This is a genomic window from Salinivibrio sp. AR647, from assembly GCF_001995415.1.
Lineage (GTDB): Bacteria > Pseudomonadota > Gammaproteobacteria > Enterobacterales > Vibrionaceae > Salinivibrio > Salinivibrio costicola.
The window spans coordinates 1-13077 of record NZ_MUFE01000007.1 but is presented as its reverse complement, the minus strand read 5'-3'; the positions used below and the strand labels follow the sequence as shown (position 1 = coordinate 13077).

The following is a 13077-nucleotide window of genomic DNA, read 5'->3' as shown; positions in this document are numbered from 1 at the left end:
ATCATGACATTTTCTCGACTCGCCCTTTCTCTGATACTGCCTGCGTTCCTACTCGGGTGTAGCCAAAAAGCCAGCAACCTTGCTGACACCTACAGCATGCTTTATCAAGGCTTTCCTGACGCAACCTACAGCCGCTCAGACATCAACGCGCTACCCTATGCCAGTATTTATGCGCGCTTAGGAGAAGGCCCGAGAGGGTTTTTAGTGTTGGCGTTTGCCGAGCCAAATGCAACCACGGCCCCCACGTTAAAATGGCTCTCTGCCGATCAAGAAGTCATCGCCACCACCGCCGGGCGCATTACCAAAACACTGACATTGCCTGGCACCAATCTGGTTGCCATTCACAGTGATACCCCCGACCCGCTGGCATTAGGGTTAATGAACGCCACCACGCCTCAGCAGTGGCAGTTCCAACTCGATTTTATGCCCGGTTATCACATCGGTTATCAAGCAAACAGTCAGTTTAAGCGTCAAGGCCAACAAACAATCACAATCAACGAGCAGACACACAACGCGGCACTGTTTATCGAAACCGTCACCGTTAGCACCATTGAACGCCAATGGACCAACCGCTATTGGTTTGATCTTGATTCCGGGCGATTGCTTAAAACCGAACAAACACCGGCACCTGACATGGCCTCCATCACCATCGACTTTCTTAAGCCGTTTCAGGGAGATTTGTGATGAAAACCACCCAGCTAACCACCTCTCTCTCGTATTGTCGCTTGGCAACCGGGGCGCTGTTAATAGCCACCTTGATTAGCGCGGCACCGTTACATGCCGCCATGCTAAAACATCAGGTGACCGTCGACGGGCATACCCAAGACTACGCACAACCGCCGCGATTAAGCCAAGCGGTATCAGAGGCTTTAACGGCCACCAACGCGACGATCGATCGCGTATACTGGCTCGGCGCGGGCCTTTATGACATCACGCTCCCGAGCCGATTGGCCCCCCGAGCGCTGGCAGCGACGGAAAACCAAGCGGCGATACACGCGAACCCGATTAAACGTCGCTGGCAACGTTTAACCCATCAGCTTCAGCAGTTTACCGTGGCACGCCGTGCCAAAGTCCGGCTAGACCCTGATTTGTTACGTGTGGATAAAAGCAAGAATCCGCGCATTGACGGCCAGTGGCAACTGGTGCTCCCCACTCGCCCAACCCATGTTTGGGTGCTGGGTGATATCGACACTCCCGGACGCTATGCGTGGTCAACGCGTCAAAGCGCGAATGATTACTTAGACGAGGCCACGGCCTCAACACGCGGGCACTCTTACGCGTGGGTCGTTCAACCCGATGGCGCGATTGAAAAACACGCGATCGCCTATTGGAACCGCTCACATCAAAATATTGCCCCGGGCGCCGTGGTTTATCTGCCGCTTCCCGCCAAAGCGTTAGCCTCATACCCTGATACCGGCAACGCCAATCAACTTGTTCTCGACTACCTTAGCAACAGGCTTCCGGAATGAAACGTGCTGTATTAACCTGTTCTGCCATTGTGATATCTACGGTCAGCGCTTCGCCGTCACAGGCAGATGATTTCTCTTATCCGGCTTTACACACCTCACAAATGGACTTTGGAGGCGTCGGCTTAATGCAAATGCCCTCCGCGCGTCATGCCCCCGAGGGGGAATTCAGTGTTGGTGTGACGCATAATGACGATTACATTCACTATCATGCCTCCTTGCAGCTGTTCCCATGGCTAGAAACCACGGTACGCTATACCCAAGTCTATGATGTTTTGTATAGCCAAAACCCAGATTTTAGTGATGACAACAGCTACACCGATAAAAGCATCGATGCCAAGCTAAAACTGCTTGAAGAAAGCTATTGGTTACCGGCGTTGTCGGTTGGTGTGCGCGATATCGGTGGCACCGGATTGTTTGATGGCGAATACATTGCCGGCTCTAAACGGGCCGGGCCGTTTGATTTTACCTTAGGGGTCGGTTGGGGCTATTTAGGTAACCGTGCCAATCTGCGCGGTGATAAAAGCCAAGGGAGCGACTGCGATCGCAACACCGGCTATAAAGGAAACGGAGGTAACGTTGACCTTGAACGTATGTTCTCTGGCTGCGTGTCGCTATTTGGCGGTGTGGCCTATCAGACTCCCTGGGCCCCGCTATCACTCAAACTCGAATATGATGGCAACGACTATCGCTCCGACTTTCCAACCAGCCGGGCCGGCACGCCGTTAGCGAGCGACAGCCCTTGGAACCTTGGTGTGGTTTATCAACTCACACAGTGGGCGGATGTACGTTTAAGTTACGAGCGTGGCAACACCTTTACTGCCGGGATCACACTGGCCAACAATTTTAATCACGCCGACCCTTTTTGGTTAGATGATCCCATTGCTGTTTACCAACCGGCAGATACAACTCACACTCTCAGTGATAGCCAATGGCAACAACTGAGTAAACAGCTTGCTGCGAACGCAGGCTATCAAGATAACCGCGTGTATTATAACGGTGAGCAAGTTACCGTGACCGGTGAACAAACAAAATACCGGGACCGTACTACCGCGCACGATAGAGCGGCCCGGTTAATTGCCAACACCGGTATTGATGCCAAACGGTATCACGTGATTGAAACCAATCAACGTCAAGCCCTCACAGAGACCGTGATCGACGCCGAGCGGTATACGCAAGTCGCCCGTCATGATTATTTAGGGGCAAGCATTGACGATGCATCTGGCACCGTGTCGGCAGGCCACACGTTTGCCAGTGGGCCACAAGTCAGTGATCAGTTAGATACCTTCAATGCAGGGTTCGCACCCAAGCTGCGTCAATCCATTGGGGGGTCGGAAGACTTTTATCTCTATGCATTAGGCCTCACTGGCCAGGCGGAGTGGCGCATGAACGACCACTGGCTCGCCTCGGGCGCCATTTATGCCAATATCACCGATAACTACGACAAGTTTAACTACACCGTTCCATCCGATGGCACCGATTTAAAACGTGTCCGTACGCTCACACGCCAATATTTAGACGAGACATTTCGCGTCACCAATCTTCAGCTCACTTACATGGATCGTTTCAGTGACCATTGGTATACCCAAGCGTACGGCGGCTATTTAGAAGACATGTTTGCCGGCGTGGGTGGCGAAGTGCTCTATCGCCCGTTCGATAGTCCCTTTGCGCTTGGTGTCGATATCAACTATGTCAAACAGCGTCGGCCGGGCAGTGTGTTTGGCTTATTTGAGCAAGAGCAGCAATATAGTCAGGCAGATCAACAAAGCTATCGAGTACAAACCGGCACAGCCACTGGCCACGCCACCCTATATTGGCAAGAGCCACTCGGGCTGTTTGACGGCACCTTGGCAAAGATCAGCGCTGGGCGTTATTTAACCGATGATGTAGGTGTCACTCTTGATGCCTCTAAGCAATTTGACAGCGGCATTATTGCCGGTGTATTTGCCACCAAAACCGATCTATCGGCCGAAGAGTTTGGCGAAGGGAGTTTTACCAAAGGGTTTTATATCTCGATTCCGTTTGATTTACTCTCGGTTAAACCGAGCACCCAACGCGCGAATATTTCGTGGATGCCACTGCAACGCGATGGCGGACAACAATTGGGGCGCAAATACCCACTTTATGAACTGACCGATCCACGTTCACCGTGGCAGTCGCGTCCTATCCAATAAAGCCTTATCCAATAAAACCTGGTCCAATAAATAAGCCCGCGTCTAGCGGGCTTATTTATTTTTTTATCATTAAAATATCATGATTGAGACACTTGTTACATTATTCATGACACCTGAGACATCACTGCAAAATTAGATTAAATAACCAACAAAAACTGGATAAAAAAAGCTCAGACATGTTGTCTAACTTTATATCATTATGTGATTCAGGTATCATTGACGGATAATTATATAGGGAGAAAAACCGTGTCTTTTTCTACAACGGAGTTGGCTATACTCTTTGGATTGTCGGCGTGCATATTGTTTATTATGCGCCCAATTGGAAAGCGCGTTGGATTGGTCGACAAACCCAATGCAAGGAAATTACATCAAGGGGCTGTACCGCTCGTCGGCGGATTATCGATAAGCTTATCATTATTGTACTTTATGTGGTACAACGCCGATCTGATCCCACATACAGACTTATACAGCCTTAGTATTCTAGTGCTGGTTGCGATTGGTGCTCTTGATGACAGATTTGATATTAGCTACAAAATCAGATTTCTTGTCCAGGGGCTGCTCTCCATCGCAATGATTGAAGTGGGTAATATTGAGTTAAGTACCATTGGCAATATATTAGGAACAGGCAATATAGATTTGGGTATTGCTGGTTACATTATTACCATTTTCGCGGTGATTGGTGCGATTAATGCCTTTAACATGGTAGATGGCATTGATGGGCTATTAGGCGGTTTATCCATTGTTACGTTTGCCGGCGTCGCCTTTATGATGACCACGGTTAATCACTATGATCTTGCCTACTTAGCAACCGCAATCATCGTTATTATGGCCCCCTACATACTGTTCAACTTAGGTCTGCTAGGGCGTAAGCGCAAAGTGTTTATGGGCGATGCGGGCAGTATGGTGATCGGTTTTACCGTGGTGTGGTTCCTACTGCTATCCAGTCAAACGGGTCAGCAAGCTTCTATTCGCCCTGTGACTTGCTTGTGGCTTATCGCGATTCCGCTCATGGATATGGCGGCTATTATGATCCGTCGCATCCGTCGCGGACACTCTCCCTTTAAGCCCGATCGCGAGCATCTACATCATATTTTCCAACGCTTAGGCCTAAGCTCTAAACAAACCTTGTTGGTTATCTGCAGCTTCGCGGCGCTGTTTGCAGGTTTTGGTATTTACGGCGAGTTAGCTGAAATCAGTGAAAGCATCATGTTTATTAGCTTTTTACTTTGCTTTGCACTCTATGCTGCCCTGCTCAGTTATGTTTGGCGTATTACCCGTTTCGTGCGTTCGTTTAGAAAACAACATAAGCATGAACATGCGCTTAATGGTTAACTCTCCCGAATAAAATCCATAAAAAAACCTGCTAAAAAGCAGGTTTTTTTATGGCTAGTAATCGATGGCGTTGCAAACTACTTTGCGTGATAAAATGCCTTGTACCATTGCGCCAACTCCGCCACACCCTGCTCGAGCGAGACTTGTGGTTTATATCCTGTCGCTTTAAATAAATCTTGTGTATCCGCGTAAGTTTGATACACATCACCAGGCTGCATTTCACGGAAGTTCTTTTTCGCCTCAATACCAAGTGTACGCTCAATGCATTGAACAAATTCCATTAAATTCACCGGTGAGCCATGACCGATATTATAGACGGCATAAGGCGCAGAGCTAGAAGCTGGCGTGCCTGCTTCAACGGTCCAATCATTGTTGCGTGATGGAATAACATCCGCAATACGCACCATGCCTTCAACAATATCGTCTACGTGAGTGAAGTCGCGCCACATATCACCATTGTTATTAATATCAATGGTTTCACCTTTTAAAATCTTATCGATAAAAATAAACGGCGCCATGTCTGGTCGACCCCATGCGCCGTATACTGTAAAGAAGCGAAGCCCTGTAGTCGGGATATCGTACAAGTGCGAGTAGCTATGGGACATAAGCTCATTCGACTTTTTCGTAGCCGCATACAACGAAACAGGATGGTCTACCGAGTCCGAGGTTTCAAACGGTACCTTGGCATTTAGACCATAAACTGAGCTCGACGAGGCGTAAATGAGATGTTTGACCTTCGTTTGACGACAGCCTTCTAACACGTTCAAATGCCCCACTAAGTTGGCATCCGCATACGCACGGGGATTTTCAATCGAATAACGCACGCCTGCTTGCGCAGCCAGATGAATCACGCGGTCAAATTGATGCGTCTCGAACAACGCTGCCATTTTTTCGCGGTCGGCAATGTCGAGTTGTTCGAAGGTAAAATTTGGGTGCTCRATACGGGCTAGGCGCGCATGCTTTAACGATACATCGTAATAGTCATTCAGGCTATCTACGCCAATAACATGATGACCAGCGGCCAAAAGCTTTTCTGCTGTCGCGCTACCGATAAACCCAGCCGCACCCGTGACAAGATATTTCATTGTCAATTCCTTATGTTTGTCTAACCAATTAACTGACGCTATTAGGCTTTTAGTGCGCTTTCTACTGCGTCCATATATTTGTTTATAATGATCTTTTCATCGAATGTGCTTTGCATTTTTTCGCGACTTGCCTGTCCCATTATCAATCGTTTCGAGTGGCCTACTTCAATCATTTCTTTCATCGCAGCATAGAGGCTTTCTGTGCTTTTCGGTTCACAAAGATATCCATTGACCGAATGGTCAACGGTTTCGCGGCATCCCACATTATCCGTTGTGATAATCGGCTTACCCATCGCGCCCGCTTCTAGTAAGGATTTCGGAACTCCCTCACGGTAAAAAGAAGGCAGTACCACACAATCAACCTCTGCCATCTCATCCTCGACTTTGTCGGAGACACCTAAATAAGTAACGACACCTTCGTCGACCCATTGTTGCATCTCTTCTTTACTTACCGCTGTTGGGTTATTAACCCCTACAAATCCAAGCAAACGGCACTCTACACTATCACCGTATTCTGCTTTTAGCTTTCGGGCCGCTTCAACATAATGACCAATCCCCTTGTCATACAACATTCTTGCTACGACTAAAAACCGCACCTTGCCGTCATCATCGCTGGGGCGATCAGAAAACCGTGATAAATCCACACCTGACCCCGGCAACCGATCCGTGCTCGATGGGTTTGCTAGGTGATTATCTAAAAACAACGCTTTGTCATCTTCATTTTGGAAAAAAATTGTATCCGCAAAGCGTTGGCTAAATTTATATAGCCATTTTGCAATCGTTGCTGACACACCTTGATTGATAAAGATAGCCCCAAGGCCAGCAATATTATTTACCGACTTCCCACCGAAAATCTTTGCAGCTACTGTGCTATAAATATTATTTTTTGGCGTAAAGTTCAATACAACGTCGGGGCGTACATTTCTGTAGATTGATAAGAACCCAGCAAAGGTTTTCAAATCCTTGATCGGATTCGTCCCTCCCTGATCAATATCAATCGGCACATACTGTGCACCTAGCGCTTCGAGCTTTACTGAGTACCTATCTTTGGGTGCAATTGCGTAGACTTGATATCCTCTATTGATCAACGCTTTAATAGTGCTTTTTCGAAAATTGTAGAGGTACCAACTGGTGTTTGATGTAATAGCAATTGTTGACATATTCTTATTTATTAATCCAAAGTTTTCCTAGTTTACAGTCAAATTCGCTGGGCTTAATTTTCTCCCAACCACTGCCATGGCAAAATGTCATTTCGCCGAAATAAATATGATTGTCAACACTGTACATATCGACACGTACATAGCCAAATCCTTTCGCTAGTACTTTTGCCAGTCTTATAAGTTCATATATGTTATCAGGGAAAACAAAGTCATCTTCTACATCAGCATACTTTGGCTGTATTTTAAAGTCAGCTACTGTAAGATCTTCGTTATATATAGTACGCTTATGTTCGCTAAATCTGTCTTTATCCACCTGAATAAATGCTACAGGCTCCTCGTAAGTTTCAAATACATGAATTTTATAATCAAAAGGTGGCGTATCATCTGAGTTCTTAATCATTTTTTCAACAATTATTGAAGCCGGCTCAATATCATAAAAATGCTCGTCAACAATATCTCCCATTTTAATATTTAAATACCGGTTAAAATCAGAACACACCTTGTGGAAATCTAATTTATTCTTATCTTCTACTACGAGAACATTTTTACCGCCACCACCGTTAGATGTTTTCAGAACAAACTCATCGGGCAAGTCATCAAAGTCAGTTAACTCTAAAAAATTTTTTACTTTGATAAGCGGAATTAAGTGCTCTTTTCCTATTTTTCTTTCAACATATTCCCTAACAGTATACTTATCAACAAATAAGGAGTATTTTTTAGGATCATCGTCAAGCTTTCTTGATATTATTTTTTCAGAAAACGTTTGGGGAGAAACACGATTAATAAAGTAATGGTGTGTGAGGAAAAATCTTATTCTAGTGTAATTTTCTGCACCGAATATAAAACGTATTATGTCTCTAATTATATTCAAACTAGCTTTCTCTTCTTCAAAAATGAACTCTTAAACTACTCAAAACGGCAAGTTTCAAGGTAGCTGAGCAGATTTTCCACGGGAAACGCATGAACATCCGCGTCATGAAAAACTTCCCAGCACGATCGCCAAGTACTCCTAGTCCATCGCACACATCATTCGCTTGCGTTGAATGCCGGCTTTGAAACTCTTCTCTTGCTTTAATAAGTTTAAAACCATTTGTCTTATTCGTGCAAAGACTTCCGCTCGGTCGTCCACTCGAATTTGACATGCATCTTCTTTTAATCCAACATCGAGCTGCCAGTGCATTGATTCAATTAACCAGTGCGAGCGAGTGGCATCATGAAGCGCTTTCGCTGTCAGTGCTTTTGAACTTATATAATAGCGCACAGAAATATCGGATTCGTCGGCGTGTTTGCCTTCTTGTCGAACACTCACCATGATGCCCATCGTTTTTAGTTCAGGCCAATCATAAGCCAAATCACCTAATACACTTAAATCGGTATTGATGAGTGCACATCGTGTTTCTAAACGTCCATGCGATTTCTCTTGTGATGAGTAGCTATCACCATCAAAGTTTTGAAGCATTGAAGGCCGGTAATARTTATCAARCGCTTTGTCTAACTTACCTTGGTTTCCTTTAACAGCGAGCAAATAATCGGCATTTTTATTAATGATTTTCTGTGCGATTTTTCGCTGACAACCCATGGAATCTATAGTAATTAAACATCCAGAAATGTCGGGCAATTCCAGCAACTTAGGTATTTCAGTGATCTCATTGGTTTTACTATTTACTTTTGACTGTCCGAGGCATACACCATTTGCGGTTGMGAACGCATTAACCATATGAATCSCAGCTTGGTCTGTTGCTCGGTTATATGAACCCCTCAGTGTTTTTCCATCAATGGCAACTACTTCACCATCCGTTAATTCATGACACGATTTCATCCATTCTATGAGGATTTTTTGTAATGCTTTTGTACTGATGGCTCCCATCACTCTTGCAATCGTATCTGCCGAGGRTGATGTTTTACTTGAGAAGCCAAAGCGTAATAAAAAATCACGCTGCTTACGTCCATAATCACTAATACCTTTCCAGATATCATGACCAGACAACACCGCACAAATCRTTATCAAAATAATATCTGATAGCGTATGTTCAACTTTACCTTCTTGGCGAATGTCTCCAATGGAAACGAAATGCATAAATGGACTTTTATCTTCTGTCATTTTTAATCTCCTAAACGTTAGAAGACCATTAAATCGCACTGNGTCCATAATCACTAATACCTTTCCAGATATCATGACCAGACAACACCGCACAAATCATTATCAAAATAATATCTGATAGCGTATGTTCAACTTTACCTTCTTGGCGAATGTCTCCAATGGAAACGAAATGCATAAATGGACTTTTATCTTCTGTCATTTTTAATCTCCTAAACGTTAGAAGACCATTAAATCGCACTGGAAATGATCAACAAATTGATCCTTTTTTTTCACTTATTTTAATTAATAAATAGGGCATAACGCACGGTTTCCAGTCGTAAGTGGCAACTTAGTCATTAAGTTGCCAGCCCAGGCGTGGCGCGGATCTTCATGCGTTTTCCCTGGAGTGCTAATCTGTATAGCTTGGTGGTGACATGCCGTGCCAATGACATCAATCCCTATTATTACTTCCGGCACCTGTTCGCTGAATTACCCAAGCGGTCGCCATCGGACGATATGTCAGATCTGATGCCATGGTGCGTGGATCTCAGTGATGTCGAGTAGGCGTTCACCGGTTTATTAACCGCTTACCCTATTAGTAGTTGATTTGATGGGAGCAATCCCATTGGGATCAGAGCGTTAGGTGAATGATTTGACCAACAGCGCCTCGCTGATGTGTTTTTCGGCTGCAATTTCCGAGACAGCTTTATTATTCGGCGGCAACAGTTTCTTGAGGATGGCCGCTTTTCTTTCTTCTTAACATCTCGGCATAGTGTCCTCCATTAGCCCTCCTTTTCTAGATCTTAGGGCAATTCAATATCTGGAAAACTATCCTGATACCGAGGGGCTTCAGCACTACTAAGTTCTTTTTTCTCATCATTTAAATCAACTAAAAACACAATCTAATCACCAATAACTTGATAACAAACTTTAGCATCACCTATAAGAGCTTTAGTTTTTTCTTAAAAACAAAAATCAAACAATTGAAGTCTAATCTGAGGAGATCAAGAAAAGTTAGATTGTTTGACCACCTTTGATATTTAAAACGGGAGTACTTTATCTGTGAGTTTGACATGTTACATGAATGCTTTTTGTGAAAATCACTAAGACCCTTTAGCTTATTTTCAGAAACAGAAATTCTGTTCTCTTCATGCTCAGTATGTAAAATATATTTCTCTTGACCCAAACGAAGAGCGGGTCCATATTCCTTTATTAACCTTATCCACATATCAGCATCCTGAGCGGACGTAAGGTTGGTATCAAAACCACCAATATCTAAGAAACGACTCCGCTCAGTTAACACTTGTGTTCCAATCATGTTTTCCCATAAAAAATCCTTGTAATAGACTTCTCGTTTATTTTTTTTAGAAAAAAGAGATTTTATACCTTGTTTTGAAACGACCAAAGTGTTCGATGTCACTAGAGAATATTTAGGATTGTAATGACTAACAAGATAAGAAATTCTATCTGAAGTAAACTCATCATCATCGTCAAGACCTGCCACAAAAAAACCTGAGGACATTTTTATTCCTTCATTTCTTGAGTAACAAGCTCCTTGGTTAGAGTCGTTTCTACGGTAATGAATTGGGATTGAAGTATACTTCTTTTTTCTCTCAACAAGCGCCATAACATCAACGTCAGAACAGTCATCACTAACTATAATTTCAAGGTGTGGGTAGTCTTGTTTAAGTACAGAGTCAATCGCTCTCTCCAAAAGCTCTAACCTATTATATGTTGTTATAACAACACTAACTAATGGTATATTATTTTTAATCATAGGGTGTATACGCCACTGCAAGTAAAAATCAAATTATCTCATTAAAATAAAAACTCATGTTCATAACCGGATAATACTGAAAAAACAAAAAACCAAGAACAATTGACAGAAATATCGTAAAAAATTCAGAATTAAAAATTTTAAACTGATACGAACCTATAAAAAGAGGGACCAATATAGCTATCATTGACCACAAATAAATCCCAACTCTATCGGAGTATGGAATCTCAAAAGCTATAATAAAAACTGAAAATAACGTGAGATATACTTTAATAACATTTGAAAACTTCACTCGCTCATTAACCTTCAATAAAAAATAGAGAAAAAGAGGAACACAGCTCAGTAGCCAAAAGTCAATCCTAAACCCTATTTTATAACTCTCCATTGGGCCTTCTCTAATCAAATGAGAGTATGAAGATGAATCTAATGCAATGTAAGAAGCTATATTATTAAACAAACCAGTTAACGATAAAACAGTAATTATACCGAATGTAAGGAAATAAAATTTAACCTCCAGCCTTTCTATACTCACAATCCAACATGCCAGTATAATAAAAACAGACTTATGAAAAAAACTTGCAAATAGCAATAATAAAAGACCAGCATATACCTTTCGCTCCAACAATAACTTTAACGATATAATTGCAATAGGTAAGGCTATACCTTGCCTTAGAACATTTCCACCTAAATTATAAGATGTAAATAAAGAGCAAAAGATAACTACAGCAATTAAAACATTACGTCTTGCCACCCAAATATTAAAACAAAAGTACCACAATACAACTTGCGTTAGAGCGATTACCAACATGTATACACTGTGGCTAGAAGATATTCTACTAATAATATGAGTGAGTAATAGAAACCCACTCTCTACTCTAAAATTATCTGGAATATTAAAAAGATCAAATTTCGACAAATAGTCAAACAACCTTAAATAAACTTCTGTATCTCCAGGGTGTTGGGGCGATCTAGATGAAACAAACAAGACAAAGAATAATAAAAAACAAATAGAAATACATTTCTTAACCGGAAGGTTTGAAAAGTACCCGTCAACATTTTTAACATAAGAAAGAGATGCAAAAAGCCCTAAAACAATATAAAAAATCACTAAAACTTGCATAATAACCTAAGATAAATATAAACTCAACATGTTTAACAGCAGCCTACCGATGATTCAAAAAAATTAAAGCATAGCTCTCCATTTTCTATTAAGTTAACCAGTGAGTAATTAGAAGATCATTAAAGAAAAAGATATAAAAATAGAAAACTTAAAACCTAGTGAGTCCGGGTAAAAGACATGGAGAAATTGGAAAAGCAACATTTACCTTTTTTCATCTTAATGTCATAAACGTTAGGATACTATTTAATAGCACTGTAAATGATCAACAAATCGAACCCTTATTTTCACTTACTTTAATTAATAAATATGGCATGGCGCACGGTTTTTAGCCTTAAGTGACAGATTAGTCATTAAGTCGCCACCCCGGGCATGCCGCGAATTTTCATGCGTTCACGGAAAACGCATGAACATCCGCGTCATGAAAGGCTTCCCAGCACGGTCGCTAAGTACTCTTGGTCCATCGCGCACATCATTCGCTTGCGTTGAAAGCCGGCTTTGAAACTCTTCTCTTGCTTTAATAAATTCAAAACCATTTGCCTTATTCGTGCAAAAACTTCAGCTCGGTCATCTACCCTAATTCGACATGCATCTTCTTTTAATCCAACATCGAGCTACCAGTGCATTGATTCAATTAACCAGTGCGAGCGAGTGGCATCATGAAGCTCTTTCGCTGTCAGTGCTTTTGAACTTACATAATAGCGCAAAGAAATATCGGATTCGTCGGCGTGTTTGCCTTCTTGTCGAACACTCACCATGATGCCCATCGTTTTTAGTTCAGGCCAATCATAAGCCAAATCACCTAATACACTTAAATCGGTATTGATGAGTGCACATCGTGTTTCTAAACGTCCATGCGATTTCTCTTGTGATGAGTAGCTATCAC

Annotated in this window: 11 protein-coding genes and 2 pseudogenes; 5 read left to right on the top strand and 8 right to left on the bottom strand. The window is 42.8% G+C overall.

The genetic code is table 11. The features are described from left to right. Window positions 1–3: 3 nt before the first annotated feature. From BZG76_RS09765 to wecA, 4 genes are all read left to right on the top strand, one after another. Window positions 4–684, top strand: coding sequence for a YjbF family lipoprotein (locus tag BZG76_RS09765; RefSeq protein ID WP_158011335.1), 681 nt, complete (start codon window positions 4–6; stop codon window positions 682–684). Continuing rightward, on the top strand, window positions 684–1469 hold the full coding sequence (locus tag BZG76_RS09760) for a capsule biosynthesis GfcC family protein (RefSeq protein ID WP_077461191.1): 786 nt from the start codon (window positions 684–686) through the stop codon (window positions 1467–1469). The genes BZG76_RS09765 and BZG76_RS09760 overlap by 1 nt, the downstream gene beginning before the upstream one ends. Further along, a complete protein-coding gene (locus tag BZG76_RS09755; RefSeq protein ID WP_077461190.1) occupies window positions 1466–3640 on the top strand; it encodes a YjbH domain-containing protein in 2175 nt (724 codons plus the stop codon). Before BZG76_RS09760 ends, BZG76_RS09755 begins: the two co-directional genes overlap by 4 nt. Window positions 3641–3886: 246 nt before the next feature. Continuing rightward, the gene (wecA, locus tag BZG76_RS09750) at window positions 3887–4972 is read left to right on the top strand and encodes a UDP-N-acetylglucosamine--undecaprenyl-phosphate N-acetylglucosaminephosphotransferase (RefSeq protein WP_077461189.1); all 1086 of its coding nucleotides are present in this window, start codon (window positions 3887–3889) and stop codon (window positions 4970–4972) included. A 77-nt stretch (window positions 4973–5049) separates the two neighbouring features. Here wecA and BZG76_RS09745 read toward each other — a convergent pair whose 3' ends face one another. The 5 genes from BZG76_RS09745 to BZG76_RS09725 form a co-directional block, all read right to left on the bottom strand. Then, window positions 5050–6057: an NAD-dependent epimerase gene (locus BZG76_RS09745; protein WP_077461188.1), complete on the bottom strand. Its 1008-nt coding sequence runs from the start codon at window positions 6055–6057 to the stop codon at window positions 5050–5052. A 41-nt stretch (window positions 6058–6098) separates the two neighbouring features. After that, window positions 6099–7217 (bottom strand): glycosyltransferase family 4 protein, encoded by a 1119-nt coding sequence (locus BZG76_RS09740; protein WP_077461187.1) that lies wholly within the window; start codon window positions 7215–7217, stop codon window positions 6099–6101. A gap of 4 nt (window positions 7218–7221) precedes the next feature. Beyond that, on the bottom strand, window positions 7222–8088 hold the full coding sequence (locus BZG76_RS09735) for an ATP-grasp fold amidoligase family protein (protein ID WP_241824076.1): 867 nt from the start codon (window positions 8086–8088) through the stop codon (window positions 7222–7224). Window positions 8089–8226: 138 nt separating this feature from the next. Further along, window positions 8227–9318 (bottom strand): ISAs1 family transposase, encoded by a 1092-nt coding sequence (locus BZG76_RS09730; protein WP_077461185.1) that lies wholly within the window; start codon window positions 9316–9318, stop codon window positions 8227–8229. A gap of 28 nt (window positions 9319–9346) precedes the next feature. Then, complete coding sequence (locus tag BZG76_RS09725) at window positions 9347–9493, bottom strand: transposase family protein (protein WP_443216263.1); 147 nt, start codon at window positions 9491–9493, stop codon at window positions 9347–9349. Between the two features lie 209 nt (window positions 9494–9702). On the opposite strand from BZG76_RS09725, the pseudogene BZG76_RS09720 reads away from it, so the two are divergent. Beyond that, window positions 9703–9861 (top strand): annotated as a pseudogene (locus BZG76_RS09720) (transposase domain-containing protein); the annotation flags it as partial. 376 nt (window positions 9862–10237) lie between these two features. Here BZG76_RS09720 and BZG76_RS09715 read toward each other — a convergent pair. From BZG76_RS09715 to BZG76_RS09705, 3 genes and pseudogenes are all read right to left on the bottom strand, one after another. After that, window positions 10238–11074, bottom strand: coding sequence for a glycosyltransferase (locus BZG76_RS09715; RefSeq protein ID WP_077461183.1), 837 nt, complete (start codon window positions 11072–11074; stop codon window positions 10238–10240). A gap of 28 nt (window positions 11075–11102) precedes the next feature. Then, window positions 11103–12194 carry an EpsG family protein gene (locus tag BZG76_RS09710; protein WP_077461182.1) on the bottom strand — a complete coding sequence of 364 codons (1092 nt, stop codon included), beginning with the start codon at window positions 12192–12194 and terminating at the stop codon, window positions 11103–11105. A 416-nt stretch (window positions 12195–12610) separates the two neighbouring features. Further along, window positions 12611–13077: pseudogene (locus tag BZG76_RS09705) on the bottom strand (ISAs1 family transposase); the annotation flags it as partial.